This is a genomic window from Oceanobacillus saliphilus (assembly GCF_023522835.1).
Lineage (GTDB): Bacteria > Bacillota > Bacilli > Bacillales > Amphibacillaceae > Oceanobacillus > Oceanobacillus saliphilus.
In genome coordinates, this window is sequence record NZ_JALCZU010000019.1 from 1 (window position 1) to 21,210 (window position 21,210).

The window sequence follows — 21,210 nt, forward strand, 5'->3', positions numbered from 1 at the left end:
AATATCCGAGAATGGTATCGGGTACATATGCCAGAGATTGGGCTTGTGCAGAATAGTATGGGTGGTTATCATTTTGTGGTGAGGAAGGGTGAAGGTGGGCGTGTTAATAAGGGTATAGATAATGGTTATAACTATTGGAATAAAACCACCCAATTTAAAAACGTGAAAGTTTACCAAAGAGATGATATTATAAATCCAAATATGACAGACGCACGAGGTAGAACTAACCTTGAAAGAATGCAGAAGGGATTAGCCCCACTTGGTCCAGATGGAAAGTCTATAAACCTTCATCACACGACACAAAGAAATGAAAGTTCGATAGCAGAGGTTACACAGACGTTTCATAAAGATAACAGTTCTGTAATTCACATCAATTCTAATACTATACCTTCAGGTATAAATAGGTCTGAGTTCAATAAATGGCGAACTGATTACTGGAAAAATAGACCAATGATTTTTAATGTTAAAGGGGGATGGAAATGAGCGTAGAAAATTATCAAAAAGCAAAGGAAATTATTTTGAATGAAGAAGAGATTGCTGACTTTGTGGGTGGTCGTACAGATAAATTAATTAGTTTGGCTGAAGAAAAATTAGGGTTAAAGTTTACTGGTTTATATTTTGACTATATAAAGACATTTGGAGCAGGTAATTTCGGAGCACAAGAAATTTACGGAATTATTAATGCTGATTTTGAAAATTCATCAGTTCCAGACGCTATATGGTACACTTTAACAGAACGAAGGGAAATTAATCTACCTGATAATCTGCTAGTTATATATGATACTGGGAGTGACGAAATATTTTGTTTAGACTATAGTCATCTTGATGATAATGGAGAACCAAAAGTAGTATCTTTTGTGCCTGGAGTTGACTTAGAGAGTCAAACATATGAAATAATTGCTAACGACTTTGGTGATTTTTTATTAGAATTAGTTAAGCAAGAAGTATAGAATTTGAAAAACCTTGATTGGCTATATGCCTTTCAAGGTTTCTTTTTTGGGTGAATACCTAGTGCCGAATAAAGCGAATATTATTTTGGGTATGTAGATAACCCCTGTAACCCCTATTTAATGTTTTAACAAATTTCTTAGTACGTACAACACCTTTAAAATGTATGCCCTAGTTAATGAATTTCACTTCGCGAATTCAAGTGCCTGTCCACCAACGCTTTAATACTATAAAGCAGTGGGGGACAGGCACTGTTTTTCAGGAATTACAACAAGGGATTCGTAAAGCAAAAAATGTTACGATGGATATAACAAATGCTGTAAATGCATCGCTTCGATCCGTTAACGATCTTGTTTCCCTTCCATCGATTGATGATGGAGCGTTTCTACATCGGATGGATCAGTCCAAAGAGAAAATTAAAGCAACATTGGAGCAGCTGCACCAATTTGACAGGCAAAGTACTTCGAAACTTGAAAAAGCAGAAAAGGATCTCTCCTTGATGCAGACGTATATCCGTGAAATAAACAGTATGATCCGGCAAGGTGGATTAAGCGTAGTAACTTATTCTCCAAGGAAGCTGCAAGACCTTGAAATCCATCAAGTAATGATCAACAATCTCCGTAAACAGGCTGGAAAAAATGCTTTTTCACTGGACACACTTGCCCAGTCGGTGCTGTCACGTTATGTTCCATTGTCTGAGATTCTGATCAAGCATCTTCATGAGAAATACAACAGGCGAACGATGGATTACAGTGTGCGTGCCTTCCAAGCGATAACCGCAGCTGGCAACAATGTAATCAGTCAAAATGAGTTTACCACACTCCAAGGTAGCGTAATAAAATCCGTCGAGGTTACCGATTATCTCGGCGAGCGACACGGTAATTACCTCACCTTATCGGACGGTAGAATGCTCCGAACATATGAGGATAGTAAGGATGAACTACCGATTTGTTACAGTAATCCCTGAAAGTCGACTAAAGCCAGAGGAAAAGAATGCATTCCAGAAATCAGTTGATAGCTTTCAAGAAATAGGTTCAGACTTCTTAGACGGCTTCCAGAATCGTTGGGAAAAAGCTACAGACTCACCGTATGACTTTGGTAATTGCCTCACCAGTGGGTTACTTGATCTGGGAAAGGATTCGTACAGTGGTTTACAGTATAATGCAGAAAACATGTTTCATTCTCCAAAAGATTTTGTAAACTGGGCAACTATCGGTAGTGTTGATATGGTTCAGTCAGCCGTAAGTCCAGAAGAAGCTTATTCAAAGGAACACTGGCTAGCGAGCTTCGGAGTTGCAACTACCTTCGCTGGCGTTCGAGGCGTCTCTGCCCCGCAAAGCAAACTAAGCATACCAAAAGGCGGAGCAACCGTAAGTCCGGTGAAAAGTGGTGTAGCTACCTCACCAGTCACAGTTGCACCAAAGCTACCAACCTTAACGAATATCCGAGAATGGTATCTGGTACATATGCCAGAGATTGGGCTTGTGTAGGATAGTATGGGTGGGTATCATTTTGCGGTGAGGAAGGGTGATGGTGGGGGCGTTAGTAAGGGTACGGGTAAAGCTTTAGATGGGGTTAGAATAATAAATAAAAAATATGCTGGAGAAGTCTATAAACTAAGTGGTGATTTAGGCAAAAAATATCCTGAAGGTGTCAAATTTTCGAAAGAAGGCTTTCCTGACTTTAGTCCGTATTCAAAAGCAAATTTAGAAATTGAGGGATTGATCGGTGACCATTATTATGATTTCAAAAAAGCTAATGAGGCACTGGGTCTCAAAAATACTCCAGCAGGATATACATGGCATCACATAGAAGATGGAAAAACAATGATGTTGGTTCCAAGTGATATTCATGGAGCAGTAAGGCACACTGGAGGTGCTTCTCTGATTAATAAAGGTCTAAGACCTTAAAAAAATAGCGGAGGTGTTTTATGATTAATATAGTTTCAAGTGAAGGATTTAATGAAAATGACTTAATTACATTTTCTAGAAAAATTGGATATGAGTTACCAAAAGATTACATTGAATTTTTGCGACACCATAATGGTGGCTATGTAAAAAATAGCATTAGTAGTTATTTTAAAAATGGAAAGCAAAAATTTTTTTTGACATCTATGTTTGGATTAGGGTCAGACGATGATTTACTAAGCCGATTTGAAACATATAAAAAGAGAATACCTAATACTTGTATTCCAATTGGAAGAGATGCAGGGGGGAATTTAGTATGTTTAAATTTATCAGAAGATAGATATGGATATGTTTACTTTTGGGATCATGAAGAAGAACTTAACTACGAAGAAGGAAAAATAACTATTAATGATTTGTATTTGATTACAGAAACATTTAATGAATTTTTAAATTCTATTGAGAGAGATGACCTAAAGAAATCAGAAGAAGGATACAAAGTGAAAAAAGTATGGGTTGACCCAGATTTTTTAAAAGAGTTAGAAAACAACTCAGATAAATAGATTAAGAATTATTAATTAATAAAACGGTTATCTTTCGGGATAGCCGTTCTTTTTAGATTTTTATCTAATTTTGTATATGAAAATATAGTGATAAATAATAGGGGCAAAGTGAGTAATATTACTTATGAAATTCATAACTCATGATGGTAGTACCTTCATGGAATATCGTATTAACAGTTGGATGAACTGAACAAAAACGAGAATTAGGCGAGATGACATTTTACATGCTAGGGGTAGTTATGACATGGATTGACTAACAAACTAACGACAAAGGCAAAGCTGGTGGCGATAAACAATGGGTAACGTAAAGTGTTGTTGTTTTATTGCATAAGAAAATTAACTTATGGTTGTATTTTCACTAGAGACGGTCGTATAATACTCGCTATTCGTTAAAAAAGCGTTACAAAAATTAAAATTTATGTAACGGGAGGGTGAAAAAGTTGAACTTTGTATTTACGAGGTTTCAACGCAAGGGCAAGCCAAAGAGGGCTATAGCTTGAAATATCAAGAAGATGAAATGAAAGTCTATTGTAAAGAACAAGGCTTTAACTTGATACACATTTTTAGAAATAGCAAAACATGTTACGATGGATATAACGAATGCTGTAAATGCATCGCTTCGCTCCGTTAACGACCTTGTTTCCCTTCCATCGATGGATGATGGAGCGTTTCTACATCGGATGGATCAGTCCAAAGAGAAAATTCAAACAACATTGGAGCAGCTGCACCAATTTGACAGGCAAAGTACTTCGCGACTTGAAAAAGCAGAAAAGGATCTCTCCTTGATGCAGAATTATATCCGTGAAATAAACAGTATGATCCGGCAAGGTGGATTAAGCGTAGTAACTTATTCTCCAAGGAAGCTGCAGGACCTTGAAATCCATCAAGTGTTAATCAACAATCTCCGTAAAAAGGCAGAAAAAAATGCTTTTTCACTGGATACACTTGCCCAGTCGGTTCTGTCACGTTATGTTCCATTGTCTGAGATCTGATCAAGCATCTTCATGAGAAATATAACTTTAGACAAAATTCAAGAGGTCCGTTAGCTGAAGCAAGTACAAGATATCATGGAGTTGGAAAATATGGTCAAGATATTTTACACAGTCAATTTGGTAAAAACAAACCTAATCCTAGTTGGATTGTAGGAAAAGAAAGTAAAAGCCCAATAGAAATTATGACAATTATTTCCATCCAAAGAAAATAGAGAACGGGTGCACCTGTTCTCTATTATAAATTAAAAAGATTATCTACTTTGTTGATGTTCTTGTCTCAGAATATTCTTTTGAATCTTACCGATGGAAGTGCGAGGGAATTCATCAATAAAATAAAATTCTTCAGGTATTTTAAAGGAGGAAAGTCTTTCTTCGCAATATGCCCGTAATGCTTCTTCTGTAACTTCCATCTCACTAAGCTCAATATAAGCTACAACCTTTTCCTCACGTAGTTCATCTGGTGCAGCAACGACAGCACAATTAGCAATACCTGGATGACCGGAAAGAACATTTTCTATTTCCAAAGAAGAAATATTTTCACCTGCTCGCTTGATCATATCTTTATTCCGATCGACAAACCAAATATAACCTTCTTCATTCATATAGCCGTTGTCCCCTGTATGGAGCCAGCCATCAATGATGGTACTGCTCGTTGCTTCTTCGTTCTTATAGTAGCCTTTCATTAGTGAAGGGCTTTTGATAATAATCTCTCCTACCGTGTTAAAAGAACATTCATTTCCGATTTCATCAATGATTTTTACTTCCTGCCCTAAAGCTGGTTTACCTAATGCTAGAATTCCTGTTTGTTCATCCACAGGCATCTCCGAATAGAGAGGCGTTGTAATATTAGTTGTGATAGATTCAGTCATGCCAAACCACTGGAACAATTGAATCCCAAATCTTTCTTTAAATGCATCAATGTCCTGCTTTGGAACAAATAAACCGTAGCCGACCTGTCTAATCGAATGCTGTTTCTCATATGGATGGATCTCTAACTTTAATAAAATTTTTATAATAGTAGCTACAAAACTGGAAACAGTAGGTTGATATTTTTCAACGGTATCCCAGAAGGTGTTCGCACTGAATTTTTCCAGTAAGATGATAGAACCACCAACAACGAGTGTGGCCATAGACGTATAATATTGAGAATTGGCGTGGAATAGCGGTAAGAAAATCATATAGCGGTCATCTGGCCGTAGTTGTTGATACAAGACAGAGGAGTGCCCAGCATATAAATAATTTTCATGTGTGATAAGCACACCTTTTGGTTTAGCTGTTGTACCGGAAGTATACATAATTCCGCATACATCACGAGCATTCACGTTGTGATTATGAGCATCATTACGCTGCACATCTATTTCATTATTCCAATCAGAATCATTGGACTTGCAGAATAGCAGTTGCTTCAGTTCGGTAAAGATTGCTCGATGTTTTTCAGTAATCAGTGAAGTATCATAAATAAATCCTCTACTGTCTGAGTGTTCGAGAAAATAGCTAAGCTCATTTGGAGTAGAAGCAGTGTTTATAGGGAGCAGCACTGCTCCTAATGCACCACATGCAAACCAGATATCATAGAACACGGGAGAATTCTTTAACATGACAGCAACCGTATCGTGCTTTTTTACCCCTTGTTGTTCCAGCCAGGCTGCTGTTTGATTCACTCTTTTTTCCATGTTCTGATAAGTTATTGCCTCATCCTCAAAATAGATAAATACTTTATCCGGATATTTTTTAGCCTGTTTTTGTAAATACGTATAAATTGTCATATTTCCATGGGTAAGCATAGAGAAACTCCTTTCTAAAAGATTAATGGAACCACAGTTACGATAATTGCATTAACGATAAGTAACAATACCATCGACACGAGACAGTAACCCCAAATATCTTTGAGTTCCAATCTGGCTAAGCCTAATGCAGGTAGAGCAAAGAAAGGTTGAAGCAGATTTGTGACTGTGTCTCCCATCGATACGGTGTTCACAACAACAGAAGGATGTAAATTAAAAGTTTGGATTGCTTCAATCATAATGGGCCCCTGAACCTGCCATTGGCCCCCAGCTGAAGGTACAAAAATATTAACGATCGCTGCAGCTAGGAAAGAAAGGACTGGAAAGGTAAATTCATTTGAGACCGACACAAATGCTTGAGCAATGATAGAGATTAATCCTGATCCAGCCATCATTCCCATGATTCCACCATAGAAAGGGAATTGTAGAAGAATTCCTCCGGCTGAAGGCATTCCATCTGTAATTGCATTAATATAACTGCTCGGTGAACCATGTAAGGCCAGACCCAAGATAATGAATGCAAAGTTTAAGATGTTTAATTCCAAATTAAATCCATTCTGAATAACGTACATGACCAGCCATAACACGCCAAGTGCCACAAGTGCATAGTTGATAATCTTGCTGTTATTCATTTTTTCTGCAGCTGTATGGGGAACTATTTTCTTTGTATTAACTACTTCGCCGTTTTCTTGATGATTAAATGGGATAACGTCTTCTTTTTTAGGCATCATTTTCAAGTAAGCAAGGATGATAATCACGAGACCGACACCTGCTGCAAGAAGCATAGTCGGACTAAAAATCGTCTGAGACAAAGGGATAAGTCCAATGGCATCCTCCAATGAATGATCTGGTGTGTTCACAAGAAGTGGTGCGGTAAGGGTAATACTTGCAGGCAATATAGCAATAACGGAAGTATAGGCAGCCGCAATTAAAATACGAAAATCTGCTTGAGGGACTCTTTTTGCCACTTCAATGGCAAACAACGCTCCCAAGACAAACCCTAGACCCCAACTCAGATAACCGGCAGCAGCAGCTACAAGAATGGTAGCAATCAATGCTGACTTCTGTGACTTTGGTTTCGAAGCAACACGTATCAGAAGCTTCTCGACAGGTGGAGCTTTAACCAATGCATAACCAGTAATTAATATGAGAATCATCTGTGTTGTAAAAGCTAGGAAATTCCAGAATCCACTGTACCAATGCTCGGTCATATTTAATAAACTAGAATCTGTAAAAATCATTCCCATGATTAACGTGATAAACGTCAACAGGATTGCAAAGATAAAGGCATTTGGTAGAAACCTTTCAATAACAATCCGAAATTGATTTGAAAAAGCTCTTAACATTTTTCTTCCCCCTTTTAATTGACAGCGTTTACATTTGTTTCTTCGCTAAGTTCCTCCTTTATGTTAATATAATTATTATATAATTTTACAGACTGCAGTCTCTTTGTCAATACTTTTAGAAGATTTTAAGGAGTGTAACAATGAATAAGAGGACAACAAAAGCTTTACTTACGAAGAAAAAAATTTCTGAAGCTGCCTTACGCTTATTTAATGAAAAAAGTTTCAGTGAGGTAACCGTGGATGAAATTATAAAGGAAACAAATACGTCTAAAGGGGCTTTTTATACGCATTTTAAAAGTAAGCATGATATATTTCTCGAAAAGTTCAAGGAAATTGATGATTATTATGTGAATGAATTGGTTCATCTAATTGCAAAAGAGGAGAAATATGCAGATCGATTAGAGATCTTTCTTCGTTTGCAAATGACTTATATCGAAAAAGACCTCGGATGGGATGTAATCCGCACGATTTATGAGGTGGAGCTAAATATAGAGAGAGACAGCTTTTTCTTGATACCAGACCGGCCACTCTATTCCATTCTGTTAGATATATTTGTGAATGGGCAAAAAAACGAAGAGTTTCGTAATGATTTATCACCCGAAAAGATGATGGACATCTGTCTGCGCACGATGAGAGGGATTCTTTATGATTGGGCATTGCGAAAAGCTAATTTTTCATTAATAGAGGAGCATGGTGATTTGTTTAGAGTGATGATTAGAGGATTGATGAAGTAAAGGTAAATTGGTTTTGCTTTGAAGAAGAAAAATAACAAAGTAAATGACCTAGCGAATAATAATTGAAATAGTCTAAAATAACTTGACATTCAATAATATTGTGATATATCTACTAATTAGTGCACATTACCTATTAGCTAAGTCTTATAGTGGAATATTTAGAAAGCGCTTTCTATATAATGGTTACTAGGAGCACTAAGTTAGGATTTTTACTTAGAGGGGGAGGAAAATTATGGTAGATAAAGGTACTAGAAATGAGAAGAATATACCTGTTAATCAGGAAGTACCAGATTCGTCGAGACGAAAGTTTTTAAGAAACACTGGAATGGTAACCGGCGGAGTAGTCGGTGGCGCAGTATTAGGGGGATTCCTCGGTAATCCATTTAAAACAGAAAAAGCGGAATCAACTACTACCAAACCCGTAGAGGCTCATGGATCTGCCAGCCATACAGAAGCAATGCAGTTTTTTACTAGAAAGGAAGACTTTGATACGTTGGCGGCGGCTACGGAGGTAATTTTCCCAGAAGATGAAAGTGGTCCTGGTGCCATTGGACTTGGTGCACCTTATTACATCGATAAACAACTTGCTACTCCTTGGGGGAGAAACATTGATGATTACAGAAAAAGACCATTCGCAGATGGTGCCACCCCACTCACTCGTGGTGACATTATGATTCAAGGTATTCGCAAATTAAACGAAGTAAGTCAGGTTAAACACAAAGACAAATTTAAACAACTTGATGAAGAGAAACAAATTGAAGTTTTGCAAGCTTTTGAAAGCGGCGAAGTAGAAATGACTTTAGTTAGTTCCGCTGAATTTTTCGCGACACTTAGACAACTTACGATGGAAGGTTGCTTTGCTGATCCGGTATATGGTGGAAACAAAAACATGGAAGGATGGAAAATGAAAGAATTTCCAGGAGCTTATATGAGTTATGCTGATGTTATTGAAAGCGAAGAATTTGTATTGAAAGAACCAAAAAGTTTAAGCGATCATATGTAATTATAAGAACATTAGGGGGGAAATAGTATGGTGAAAAAATTACCTGAAGTTGAAGTTTTAACAGTTGGTGCTGGTTGGGCTGGGGGAATTGTTGCAGCTGAGTTAACGAAAGCTGGACATCAAGTACTTTCATTAGAACGTGGATCAGAAAGAACAATTGAAGATTTTTTACATTCGCATGATGAATTAAAATATGGGCAGAAAAAGGAATTGATGAAACCAATAACTAGCGATACGGTGACGGTAAGAAATAATGAAAAACAAGATTCTCGCCCGTTAAGAAATATTATTAATCATCCAATTGGTACTGGGACAGGCGGCTCAGGTGTTCACTGGGCAGGTCAAACATATCGTTATTATCCTTATGATTTTGAGATTAAGAGTAAAACAATCGAAAGATACGGAGAAGAAAAAATCCCTGAAGGCATGACACTCCAAGATTGGGGTATTACATATAATGAAATTGAACCATATTATGATAAATTTGAAAAAATGGCAGGGATATCGGGAGAAGATTCTAAGTTTACACCAGAACGTTCAAATCCTTATCCTACTCCACCGATGAAAAAAACACCTGCGATGAAATTGTTTCATGAAGCGGCTGAAAAACTAGGGTATCACCCCTATGTTCAACCAAGTGGGAATTTATCGCAGGCATATGAAAACCCGGATGGGGAAAAAATCAATGCTTGTCAGTATTGCTCTTTCTGTTCAGAGTATGGGTGCGAATATGGGGCAAAATCAGACCCGATTGTAACGGTTTTATCAACTGCGAAAAAAACGGGTAACCACGAAGTCCGTTACAACAGTTATGTAAAGCGTATATTACACGATGGAAAAAAAGCAACGGGTGTTTTGTACGTTGATTTAAGAACAGGAGAAGAGTTTGAGCAACCAGCAAAAATCGTTGTACTAACTGCTTATACATTAAACAATGTTCGTTTATTGCTATTATCTGAAATTGGAAGGAAATACGACCCGGTTACAGGAACAGGTGTTATCGGTAAAAATCTTACAGATCATCACAACTATGCGGGTGCTAGTGGATTATTCGATGATAAAAAATTTAACCTTTATGCTGGATCTGGTGCTTTAGGTTCCTCTGTTTCTGAATTTGAAGCAGATAACGTTGATCATACCAACCTTGATTTTATTCATGGGGGAGTAATTGCTTTAACGCAAACAGGCAGTCCTCCAATTACTAGAAACCCTGTGCCACCTGGTACACCATCATGGGGGAGAGAGTTTAAGAAACAATCGCTTCATTACTTCAACCGTAGTCTAACGGTCATGACTCAACGTGGCGTTATGCCATGGAAACACAATTTTATTGATTTAGATTCTGTCTATAAAGATGATTTTGGCGATCCGTTAATCCGAATGACATGGGACTATTCGGATAACGACCGTAAGATTCATGAATTTATGGTGGAAAAATGTTCTGAAATATTGAAAGAAATGGGGGCGACGACTGTTATCCCTGGAGGAATGGCTGAGCATTGGCAAGCTTTTTATGTCGGTCTTCATTTAGGCGGTGGAGCTATTATGGGTGCAGATTCAGAAACTTCTGCGGTTAATAGTTATCTTCAAATGTGGGATATGGAAAACTTATTTGTTTGTGGCGCGAGTGCTTTTCCTCATTTTGGAACAACCAACCCTACAAACACATTAGGCGCACTTACTTACCGTGCAACAGAAGGTATGATTGAATATCTTAAGACCGGTGGTGGACTACTGGTCGAGAGGGAAAATACAAAACAAAATGTCTAGCCTTATATTAAAAATAGAATTAACAGAGGTGAGGGTATAATGGGTTTTGCAAATATTGGGATACCAGGTTTGATTCTTATTGTCATCTTAGCTTTAATTATATTTGGACCGAAAAAATTACCTGAAATTGGCAAAGCTGCAGGTCAAACACTTCGGGAATTCAAGAAATCTACAAGTGATTTGTTGGATGATGAGCAGTCCAAGGCAGAAGGAGAGCATACTGAGACGAAGAAAGCTTAATAGATCTAAATTCGCTGATACGAATAGAATACATTTTTTATATAGGTAAAAGCAGAGAATTTGATAGGTTAATATAAATATTATACTTGAAGCTAAGACTTGTAAAAAGCACAAATCCTGAAATTAGGATTTGTGCTTTTTAATGTGTGCCAGGCATGCACACATTCTCTAGGGTTAGAGTCCCGAACCGTGAAGGCAGTAGTAGCGGTTAGCTCAAGACAAGGGTGTCTGGGGTGACCCGGAATCTGAAGGAAGTCGGCGGCAAATCTCCGCCCTTAGGAACACGAACTTCATAGGAGGCTAGGTGTACTTGGGTGAGGCTGCATTACAAGTCAAAGCCCTTACTGCCAAAGGATACACAGAGTAAATGAAGTGGGGACATGGAGAGGAAGAATGTGTGCTTACCCTGGGAGGTCTGATGGATATGCGCAACACGTTGCGTAACCGAGTATGTGAATATTCGCTGAACCATCAGAAGTCAGCCGAAGCCGTAGTACCGAATATTTCTAGTATATCCGGGAAGGGCCGAATCATTTAAGAAGAATTGCCACTTTGCGTACGCAACGCTTGATGATGCAGAAACATATGAACCTTCCTAATGGAGGAAATGGTGAATTCCACGGGGGACATTAGAAGGGCTGAAAGTGGTTGCCACACAAGAAGAACGGACAATTCGCGTAGGAGTTAGATATCATGTTGGAGAGAATTCTATCACGGGAAAATTTAATACGCGCACTAAATCGTGTCGAACGAAATAAAGGGAGTCACGGTGTGGATGAAATGTCCGTACAAAACCTACGAGCGCATATCATGGAACACTGGACTTCTATTCGAGAACAACTCGAAACAGGTACCTACTATCCTCAACCCGTTCGTCGTGTCGAAATCCCGAAACCAAACGGCGGAACGAGGAAGTTAGGAATTCCTACCGTACTAGACCGTTTTCTCCAACAAGCAATAGCGCAAGTTCTCACAACTGTTTACGACCCAACTTTCTCAGAATATAGCTACGGTTTTCGCCCAAACAAGCGAGGACATGACGCTGTTAGAACAGCTAGAGGCTATATCAAAGAAGGGTATCGCTGGGTTATTGACATGGATTTAGAGAAATTCTTTGATAAAGTCCATCACGACCGATTAATGCGGACACTAAGTCAAAGGGTCGAAGATCCCAGAGTGCTTAAACTCATTCGCAGATACTTACAAGCTGGAGTTATGGAGAACGGATTGGTACAACCAAACACGGAAGGAGCACTGCAGGGTGGCCCCTTAAGCCCTCTATTATCCAACATTGTTTTAGATGAGTTAGACAAGGAATTGGAGGAAAGAGGTCTCCGTTTCGTTCGCTACGCGGACGATTGTAATCTCTATGTACGCTCGAAAAGAGCAGGCTTACGGGTGATGGATAGTATCACAAACTTTATTGAGAAGAAACTCAAATTGAAGGTCAATGAAGAGAAAAGTGCAGTAGACCGCCCATGGAAGCGCAAATTCCTTGGATTTTCGTTTACTATTCATAAGAAACCGAAGATACGAGTTTCCAAAGAAAGTATCAAACGCTTCAAACAACGTGTTCGAGAACTAACATCCAGAAGAAAATCCATGAATATGAAGGATAGGATTGAGAAACTGAACCGATATCTAGTAGGCTGGCTGGGCTACTATCAGCTGGCTGAAACACCTTCAATATTTCAGGGATTAGATAGTTGGATTCGAAGAAGGTTACGAATGATACGATGGAAAGAATGGAAGAAAGTGAAAACGAAATATAAGAATCTTATGAAACACGGAATCCAGAAAGGAAAAGCGTGGGAATGGGCAAACACAAGAAAGGCCTATTGGCGAATTGCCAATAGCCCAATCTTGCATAAAGCCCTTGGTGACCAGTACTGGATAAACCAAGGACTGAAGAGTCTACATCGTCGATATCAAACCAAGCGTTGGACTTAAATGAAACCGCCGTATACGGAACCGTACGTACGGTGGTGTGAGAGGTCGGAGGTTAATCACCTCCTCCTACTCGATTTAACTAGGAAGTGTTAAATACGATTCACCAATCCACTCATGAGTAGATTCCAAATGGATTGCTCTTTATGTAGTTTTCTATGTATGAATGAAGATTTTTTTTCATAAATTGAAATAATCGGTAGTGCATTTAATAGCAACTAAGGCATTGGTTCAAAGGCTTAGGCAGTTGCCAAGCTCTCTAAAAAATAGGTGGGGGAGTTGATGATTCAAAACATGTTGATTTGTAGGTGTGAAGAAGTGTTGTTAGCAGACATTGTCGCTTCCATTGAAAATGGCGCAGGAACTTTGAAAGCAATCAAAATGGAAACGAGGGCGGGAATGGGGATTTGTCAGGGACGAACGTGTCGTATGTTGTTGGAGCAGGTTATGGACTTTCACACAGATATAAATGTCCAAGAAGCTAATAACTTATCCTATAATAATCCAGTCCGTCCGATAAGTTTAGCTAACCTATCTCGAAGTGGAAAGGATTCTGAACCATGAGAATAAACAAGCACCCTATCCTTGGGAAATTAGATAGAAAAGAAATATGTATCACGTATAATGGCAGCGATTATCAAGCATATGAAGGAGAAACAATTGCGGCAGCATTACTTGCTAATCATATTCGCGTATTACGATACTCAGAGAAGGGAAAAAAACCACGTGGTATTTATTGTGGAATTGGTCATTGTTATGAATGCCGTGTAACAGTAGATGATGAAAGAAGTGTAAGAGCTTGTGTAACGGTTGTACAAGATAAAATGAAAATCAGGTCACAAGGGATGTATGCCAATGAAATATGATCTTGTTATTATCGGTGCTGGCCCTGCTGGAATGGGTGCAGCAATTATAGCAGCATCACATGGAGCAAGCGTAGCATTAGTTGATGAAAATCCAGTCCCAGGTGGGAAATTACGTGGTCAAGTTTATAAAGAACCGAAAGCAAACTGGTGGATTGGTCAAGAGATAGCCCGGAATATGGAGAAGGAAATAAAGCAATTAGGAGTTACTTGCTTCCTGGAAAGAGAAGTTTGGGCTATTTATCCAAAATGGAAAATCATGTTGAATAATGGGGAACAATTGGAATCTGATTATGTCGTACTTGCAACTGGAGCTATCGAAAAGCCGATTCCAATTCCGGGCTGGACAACACCAGGTGTCATGGCAATAGGAGCAGCACAAGTAATGGCAAACATTCATCGAGTAAAGCCAGGGAACAGAGTTGCTATTATTGGAATAGATGCACTTTCCTTAACCATTGCCTATGATTTAAAAATGGCTGGTGTTGATGTTGTCGGCATTTATCTTCCGCCATTCAATGAATTTTCATTGGATAAATCGAATCCATTAAAAATGATTGCCTATCTTTCAAGTTTATCTCATTTAGCCCCGAATCCAATTCTAAAACTCCTTGGAAAGTTAGGAAAGCAAGCGTCCGTTCAAAAACTAGGGGTTAACTACTATCCCCCATTTGGTATGAGGGTATGGGGAATCCCGTTACATTTAAGAAAGGCAGTTGTTCAAATTTTAGGAGATGAACTTGTAGAAGCAATAAAGGTAACAACGATTGATAGAAGTGGAGAGCTTGAAACAAAACAAGAAAAACGGATACCTGTTGATTGTGTTTGTATATCAGGAGGGCTTTATCCATTAGTAGAGCTTGCGAATGTGGCTGGATGTGCGTTTGTCTATGTAGAAGATTTAGGCGGACATATTCCTCTATATAGTGACGAAATGGAAACGACACAATCAGGTATTTTTGTTGCGGGTAATAGTACTGGTGTTGAAGGGGCAAAGGTTGCCATGGCACAGGGAGAACTTGTAGGCGCCATTATCAGTAATCGATTAGGATTATTAAAGCATGGAACTGAATTAATTAAACAGGCAAAAGAAAAAGTAAACGTAGCACGGAAAAACGCGGTTATTAAATTTCACCCAACGATTGAAAGTGGCAGGGAAAAGGTCTTGCATCTATGGAATGAAAAGGCTGTTAAATGAACTTTTAAGAGGAGTTGAATTCATGGAAACAGCTGATGTAGTAATCATTGGTGGTGGAGTAATTGGGACATCTATTGCTTACCGACTTGCTGCAAACCGAAAAGTAATGTTAATCGAAAAAGGGGAGATTGGTGCTCAGACGTCAGGTGCATGTGATAAAGCAATTTTTTTGCAATCAAAGAAGCCTGGATTCCCTATTAAACTAGCGAAGGCAAGTAGAATGGTGTATGAGAATCTAGAAGAAGAATTAGGAATGAATATAGAATTTCAGAAAAACGGTGGAATGATTGTAATTGAGAATGAAAGCCATCTCGATTTCATGAAACAGTTTGTAAAGCAACAAAATAAAGCAGGTATACATGTAAAGTTAGTCAATCAAAAAGAAGCGTTGGCATTTCAACCATGCTTATCTACAACTATTGCAGGCGCTACTTATAGTCCAGAGGATGCGGAAGTTAATCCATTGTTATTAACACAGGCCTTTGCAAAAGCAGTAAAACGCAAGGGGGTGATCATACGTAGACACACAGAAGTAACGGATATCGTGATAGAGAATGGCAAAGTAGTTGCTGTACAAACTGCTAAGGGGAAAATTGCGACGGAACTTGTCATCAATGCGGCTGGTCCTTTTGCACCTAAAATAGCCGAGATGGTTGGAATTGGGCTTCCCATTATGCCGCGCCGTGGAGTGATTCTTATTTCAGAAAAAGTAAAACCGATGATTCACGGTAATATTTTATGTTCTCAGTATATTGCTACAAAACATCTCTCCCATCAAACAGATGATACATCTTACGGAGTTGGACTTTCACTCGGGCAAACGGAAAGTGGCAATTTATTAATAGGGGGGAACAGGGAATTTAAAGGCTACGATAAATCTGTTGAGCCAGAAGTCTTATCGGCAATTGCCAGGCATGCTCGTCGAATAGCACCTTCTTTGGATTTCATTCGTATTATTCGTACAATGGTAGGATTTCGCCCATTCACAAATGATGGGCTTCCGATTATATCTGAAGCACCACATGTAAAAGGTTTTATTATTGCAGCAGGTCATGAAGGGGATGGAATTGCTCTCGCTCCAATTACCGGTCTATTAGTTGCTAGTTTAGTAGATAGAGATCTGAGGTATAAAGAATTTTTGGATCAATTAAAATTAGATCGCTTTCGTGCGTATAATGTTTCACCTAACTAAATAGGGGGTGTTCGTTGTGTTGGAAATCATTATACCTTTAGCTTTACTTTTCATCATTGTTTTTGTTAAACAAATACCAAAGATTGGTGGTGACATTAGGGTAGCACTTCTCGTTGCTGCAGTCTCATCTGCAATAATTTCAGGATTAGGCATAAGTGATATGTTGTTCGCGTTTATTGACGGTATTGATCGTCTATCTTGGGTAATCATGCTATCCATATTTGGCAGTCTTTATGCTGAATCACAAGTGAAATTAGGTGCAATGGATACAACATTGAATAGTTTGCGAGCAGCATTTGGAAATTCACCAAAAGGTTTGATTACAGCGGTGTTTATTACCTTAATTTTAGCTGGGTCCTTTCTAGGAGATGCGATTGCAGCTGCTACGGTAATTGGGTTTCTAGTTATCCATTCACTAACTGAATTGAAGCTGAAGCCGGAACAGATAGGTATGATTATCTTAATCGGTGCATCAATCGGATCCATCATGCCACCAATTACGCAAGGCGTTTTTCTGTCTGCTTCGCTAGTTGGTACTGATCCAGGTCCAGTTGTCAAGCTGGCGTATATAACTGTCTCGATTGGTGGAATGATTGCAATCTTGGAATCGTTTCGCTTTGTTCGCGGGAAAAAGATGCCTCCAGAACTGATCCCTGATAAATCTGTTCTCCAAATCTTGAAAGAAAACTGGACGACGCTAATTCCTCTCCTCGTTTTAATCGCCATTGTTATCGCAAACACATTATTTGACTACAATATTTTTACCGAAATTACACTTTTCTCCTTTATCTTAGAACCTCTTATAGGTATACCCATTTTACAAGGGTTAACCAATCAAATTGTAGCAGCAATTATCATCGCACTTCTTGTTAGTTTCATATTCCCATCTGTTAGAAAGGAAACAAAGGGTGTCATAAAGAACGGGTTAGGAAAAGTAAATCAAACGGTACAAATTCAGCTCTCTGCAGGGATTATGGTTGGCGTATTCTATGCCTCTGGTCTAATTGAAAAGGTTGCACTTATGACAGAAGGTTTAGCTTCGTCTGTGATGAAATTGGGAGGAGCTGTAGCAATGGTAGTCGTCGGCATGCTAACTGGCTCACAAACTACTGCTCAATCTGTCGTCATTACCTTCCTTGGTCCAATTTTAGAATCGATGCACGTTGATCCAACATTAATTGCATTGGGTGCTTCCCATATTGCTGCAGCTGGACAGAATATGCCACCAGTAGGTTTAACTGCATTTGTTGTGTGTGGGTTAATTGGTGGGATATTAAATAAAAAGGTCGACCCAATTAAAGTTATGATATTGGCTTTACCAATCTCATTTTACTTTTTAATCATTGGTTTAATCGTGTGGTTTATCTAATGGTGAAGAAACCAATTCTCGGAATACTGATGCTAAATACAAATTTTTATAGACCAAAGGGTGACATTGGCAATCCAGAGACATATTCTTTTTCAGTTGCATATCATGTCATAAAAAATGCAACAATACGTCGTGTAGTTAAATTGGCGGATACAAGTTTAATTGAACCATTTATAAAAGGAGCAAAAATACTTGAAAATAAAGGAGTAAGAGCAATCACAACAAGTTGTGGCTTTCTGGCTTTATTTCAAAAAGAGATTCAACGTGAATTACGCGTGCCTTTTTATGCTTCAAGCTTAATGCAAATACCAATGGTACAGCAAATTACTGGTGGAACAGTAGGGGTTATAACAGCTCGGAGGTCAAGTCTAACGCGTCAGCATCTTCAAGGAGTTCAAGCAGATCGTACACCAATAACTATCGTAGGTATGGAGGATATGCCAGCATTCACTGGCGCTATTGTTGATGAGACAAATGATCTGGATAAGGAAGCGATAGCATTAGAAATGAAACAGGTAACTGTAAGACTTTTAGAAAATAACCCAGCTATAAAAGCAATTGTACTAGAATGTACGAATATGCCTCCGTATAAGAATGCTATAAGAGAGGTAACTCGTTTGCCAATTTTTGATATAAATACACTGACAGATTATGTTGTGAGAGGGTTATAAATTTAAAGCTGGGAAGCGCGGGGACGGTTCTTTTGCTTCCTTCCAGGAATAGTTTACCAATGTGGTGCACTGTCTGTGGTCCAATCCTTTAGCACATTAAAGTGGTAAGGAAAGCCGTGTTAGATAAAAAAACAGCTGGGAATACACTTTCCTGTTGTTTTTTTATGGGAATAATCAGAAAAAACAATAATATGTACATCATAAAGGGACAGTAGACTTGTATGACAAATCAATAAGGATTATTCTGATTATACAAACTAAGTTTCGGTAAATTGCTATGAAAATGTAATCGTTACCATCAGCATTATTATAAAAGGAGTGAGATTTTATGGGTGAACGATTAATGCCAACACTATACCACGATATGATTATAGCTACACTACTCATTAATGAAGAACCTGTTTGAGATATGGAAATACCATTATTACCGCTATAAACCGCCTTTGAATGGTTGGATATTGAAAAAAATTATGCGATTTTGTCCTTTCTGCTCCTCTTCTTTTTCAAAACAGTAAACTGCACAATCCAGATGAACTTTAGTATGTTTTTGTTGTTTAAATATAAGTAGACTATTAATTACAAATACTATAAAATATTATGAAAGCGATTACAAATAACGTAGTCTAAAGTAACTATTTTAATAAAAGGGGTGAACGATGTTTGGAAAAATATCTGCAGCTTGAACGTGATATAAGATTTGCGGATGATGGGTTAATTTATACGGAGGAAAGAAGAGCAATCTTGGTCCCGACATCTTCGTTCGGTATTTTAAGAAAAGATTTGTATACGAATATTGGTAAGGAAAGGGTTAAAGGTTTCTTAATCCGTTACGGATCTGATCTTGGACATAAAGATGCAAGGATTATCTTAAAAAAATTTAAAGATGAACCGATAAAGACCATTATAAAAAAAGGGCCCGTTTATCATCAGTTGCATGGACATGTTATTCCAACAGTCACCGATATTAAAGTAAAGGATCATGGGGATAAAATATCTACTTATATAGAAGGTATATGGGAACATTCCTATGAAGCGGAGGAACATATTGAACAATTCGGACTAGCTGATGAACCGGTTTGTAACACACTAGTTGGATATGCAAGTGGATTTTTAACAGAAGTCTGTAATCAAACCGTGTTATTTAAAGAAGTAGCCTGTGTAGGAAAGGGAGATAAGGTATGTGAATTCGTGGGAAGAACGATTGATTATTGGACAGATGAAATGAGGGATGAACTTAAAATTTATAATGAAGAACCCATTGTAAAAGAACTGGAATTAACATATGAAAAATTACTGGAAGAACGAAATCACTTACAAAATGTTTCTATTATATATAACAAATTAACAGAGGAAATCTTAAAAGGGAAAGATTTACATTCTATTATGGAAATTGTATACAACCTAACGAATACAGCTATTCTAATTGAAAGTGACGAATTACAACCTATAGCTTTTGGTGGAATCCCTGAAGAAGAATTGGTTGTTTTTAACCAATCATTTAAAGGATACGTTCAATGTAAGGAATCTATGAAAAAAAACTTCCATCACACGAAAACATTAAAATTAGATGATCATAACAGAATAACTACTCCTATATTCCTACAAGGGAAAACGATTGGATATAGTTCATTTGTGTATCAGAAATTGGAAAAAGAGAATACTAGATTTCTCCAAATGATTATTGAGCGAATTTCTTCTATTTGTGCTTTATATATATTAAATAAAAAAACAGAGGTGGAAGCAGAAAATCGAATGAAGGGACAATTTTTGGACCAGATTCTAAATGAAGAAAATACAAAAGAAGAGATATTAAGGAGAAGTAGCTTTGTTGGTTTAGATCTATTTCAACCCTATTATATCGCAGTAATCCATTTTCAAATGCCCAATAAAAATTACAAGGAACAATTAGCTCTCTTGGATGAAGTGATGAATGAAACATCTACTTATTTCCAAAAGCAAGGAATAAATATCTTGATGGGGCAGCAAGCGAATGATTTAGTTCTTTTATTCTTAAAAAGTGAAATCAAGGAAAAAGGGGTTCAAGTTACATGTTTAAACTACTTACACAATCTTTCTAAAACACATGCATCTGTAAAGTTTCGGGCTGGAATTAGTATGCAATCGGAAGAGATTGAAAAGGCTTCCGATAGTTATAAGGAAGCACTTACTGCCATGAGAATGACAACAAAAGCAAATAATATTATGGATTTTCAATCATTAGGGATATTAGGACCTTTAATTAATTCCAATAACAAAAAAGAAGTGGAAAGAATGGCAATATATACAATGAATCCTCTTTTTAATGATTTCGATGATCATAAAAAGTTAGAAATAATTAAAACATTGTATGTCTATTTGCTTAACGGTGGGAATTTGGAACAAACAGCTTCCGACTTAGCATTGTCATTAAGTGGGCTACGATATCGAATAGGGAAAATTGAAAAGTTACTTGAGCAAGATATAAGGGATCCGGAAATAAGTTACAAATTATTGTTATCCATTCAGGCGTTAATTTCAATTGGGAAATTAGATTTAGAAAATGGTTGAATGATACAAGTCTCCACAGATGGAGACTTTTTTTATTGTTTAGCGTACAATGTCAAATACTTTTTTTAAGTTTTTGGGTAACTCTAATACACCTACCATAATTTGAATTTTTTTACAAATAGCATTTAACCAAGTTTAT

General features: G+C 37.8%; 21 protein-coding genes and 1 pseudogene. 20 read left to right on the forward strand and 2 right to left on the reverse strand.

Features of this window, described 5'->3' with window-relative positions:
• From MN204_RS19825 to MN204_RS19860, 8 genes and pseudogenes are all read left to right on the forward strand, one after another.
• Positions 1–483, forward strand: a 483-nt coding sequence (locus MN204_RS19825; RefSeq protein ID WP_249872815.1) for an HNH/ENDO VII family nuclease, incomplete at its 5' end; no start/stop codon positions are given.
• Positions 480–950, forward strand: a complete 471-nt coding sequence (locus MN204_RS19830) for an SMI1/KNR4 family protein (RefSeq protein WP_249872816.1) — start codon at positions 480–482, stop codon at positions 948–950. The genes MN204_RS19825 and MN204_RS19830, both read left to right, overlap by 4 nt.
• Positions 951–1,126: 176 nt before the next feature.
• A complete protein-coding gene (locus tag MN204_RS19835; protein ID WP_249872817.1) occupies positions 1,127–1,915 on the forward strand; it encodes a T7SS effector LXG polymorphic toxin in 789 nt (262 codons plus the stop codon).
• A complete protein-coding gene (locus tag MN204_RS19840) occupies positions 1,884–2,438 on the forward strand; it encodes a hypothetical protein (protein WP_249872818.1) in 555 nt (184 codons plus the stop codon). The genes MN204_RS19835 and MN204_RS19840 overlap by 32 nt, the downstream gene beginning before the upstream one ends.
• A 6-nt stretch (positions 2,439–2,444) precedes the next feature.
• Positions 2,445–2,858, forward strand: a complete 414-nt coding sequence (locus MN204_RS19845; protein ID WP_249872819.1) for an HNH endonuclease — start codon at positions 2,445–2,447, stop codon at positions 2,856–2,858.
• Positions 2,859–2,878: 20 nt separating this feature from the next.
• Positions 2,879–3,415, forward strand: a complete 537-nt coding sequence (locus tag MN204_RS19850; RefSeq protein ID WP_249872820.1) for an SMI1/KNR4 family protein — start codon at positions 2,879–2,881, stop codon at positions 3,413–3,415.
• A gap of 451 nt (positions 3,416–3,866) precedes the next feature.
• Positions 3,867–3,986: pseudogene (locus MN204_RS21540) on the forward strand (recombinase family protein); the annotation flags it as partial.
• A 16-nt stretch (positions 3,987–4,002) separates the two neighbouring features.
• Positions 4,003–4,407 (forward strand): T7SS effector LXG polymorphic toxin, encoded by a 405-nt coding sequence (locus tag MN204_RS19860; protein ID WP_249872821.1) that lies wholly within the window; start codon positions 4,003–4,005, stop codon positions 4,405–4,407.
• Positions 4,408–4,658: 251 nt separating this feature from the next.
• Here the strand turns inward: MN204_RS19860 and MN204_RS19865 are convergent, their stop codons facing one another.
• A complete protein-coding gene (locus MN204_RS19865; protein ID WP_249872822.1) occupies positions 4,659–6,191 on the reverse strand; it encodes a class I adenylate-forming enzyme family protein in 1,533 nt (510 codons plus the stop codon).
• 14 nt (positions 6,192–6,205) lie between these two features.
• On the reverse strand, positions 6,206–7,537 hold the full coding sequence (locus tag MN204_RS19870; protein WP_249872823.1) for a short-chain fatty acid transporter: 1,332 nt from the start codon (positions 7,535–7,537) through the stop codon (positions 6,206–6,208).
• Between the two features lie 140 nt (positions 7,538–7,677).
• Here MN204_RS19870 and MN204_RS19875 point away from each other — a divergent pair, with 140 nt between their 5' ends.
• From MN204_RS19875 to MN204_RS19930, 12 genes are all read left to right on the forward strand, one after another.
• Entirely contained in the window at positions 7,678–8,271 is a 594-nt protein-coding gene (locus MN204_RS19875) for a TetR/AcrR family transcriptional regulator (protein ID WP_249872824.1), read from the forward strand.
• Positions 8,272–8,503: 232 nt separating this feature from the next.
• Positions 8,504–9,274: a gluconate 2-dehydrogenase subunit 3 family protein gene (locus MN204_RS19880; RefSeq protein ID WP_249872825.1), complete on the forward strand. Its 771-nt coding sequence runs from the start codon at positions 8,504–8,506 to the stop codon at positions 9,272–9,274.
• 27 nt (positions 9,275–9,301) lie between these two features.
• Positions 9,302–11,044, forward strand: coding sequence for a GMC family oxidoreductase (locus MN204_RS19885; protein ID WP_249872826.1), 1,743 nt, complete (start codon positions 9,302–9,304; stop codon positions 11,042–11,044).
• 39 nt (positions 11,045–11,083) lie between these two features.
• Positions 11,084–11,284, forward strand: a complete 201-nt coding sequence (gene tatA, locus MN204_RS19890; protein ID WP_249872827.1) for a twin-arginine translocase TatA/TatE family subunit — start codon at positions 11,084–11,086, stop codon at positions 11,282–11,284.
• Between the two features lie 690 nt (positions 11,285–11,974).
• Positions 11,975–13,234, forward strand: coding sequence for a group II intron reverse transcriptase/maturase (gene ltrA / locus MN204_RS19895; protein ID WP_249872835.1), 1,260 nt, complete (start codon positions 11,975–11,977; stop codon positions 13,232–13,234).
• Positions 13,235–13,513: 279 nt separating this feature from the next.
• Positions 13,514–13,795, forward strand: a complete 282-nt coding sequence (locus MN204_RS19900; RefSeq protein ID WP_249872828.1) for a (2Fe-2S)-binding protein — start codon at positions 13,514–13,516, stop codon at positions 13,793–13,795.
• Positions 13,792–14,097 carry a (2Fe-2S)-binding protein gene (locus MN204_RS19905; protein ID WP_249872829.1) on the forward strand — a complete coding sequence of 102 codons (306 nt, stop codon included), beginning with the start codon at positions 13,792–13,794 and terminating at the stop codon, positions 14,095–14,097. The genes MN204_RS19900 and MN204_RS19905 overlap by 4 nt, the downstream gene beginning before the upstream one ends.
• The gene (locus MN204_RS19910; protein WP_249872830.1) at positions 14,087–15,292 is read left to right on the forward strand and encodes an NAD(P)/FAD-dependent oxidoreductase; all 1,206 of its coding nucleotides are present in this window, start codon (positions 14,087–14,089) and stop codon (positions 15,290–15,292) included. Before MN204_RS19905 ends, MN204_RS19910 begins: the two co-directional genes overlap by 11 nt.
• 22 nt (positions 15,293–15,314) lie before the next feature.
• Complete coding sequence (locus MN204_RS19915; RefSeq protein ID WP_249872831.1) at positions 15,315–16,484, forward strand: NAD(P)/FAD-dependent oxidoreductase; 1,170 nt, start codon at positions 15,315–15,317, stop codon at positions 16,482–16,484.
• Positions 16,485–16,500: 16 nt separating this feature from the next.
• Positions 16,501–17,853 carry a TRAP transporter large permease subunit gene (locus tag MN204_RS19920; RefSeq protein WP_249872832.1) on the forward strand — a complete coding sequence of 451 codons (1,353 nt, stop codon included), beginning with the start codon at positions 16,501–16,503 and terminating at the stop codon, positions 17,851–17,853.
• Positions 17,853–18,524 carry an aspartate/glutamate racemase family protein gene (locus MN204_RS19925; RefSeq protein WP_249872833.1) on the forward strand — a complete coding sequence of 224 codons (672 nt, stop codon included), beginning with the start codon at positions 17,853–17,855 and terminating at the stop codon, positions 18,522–18,524. The genes MN204_RS19920 and MN204_RS19925 overlap by 1 nt, the downstream gene beginning before the upstream one ends.
• A gap of 660 nt (positions 18,525–19,184) precedes the next feature.
• Positions 19,185–21,071: a XylR N-terminal domain-containing protein gene (locus MN204_RS19930; protein WP_249872834.1), complete on the forward strand. Its 1,887-nt coding sequence runs from the start codon at positions 19,185–19,187 to the stop codon at positions 21,069–21,071.
• The last annotated feature ends 139 nt before the right edge of the window (positions 21,072–21,210 follow it).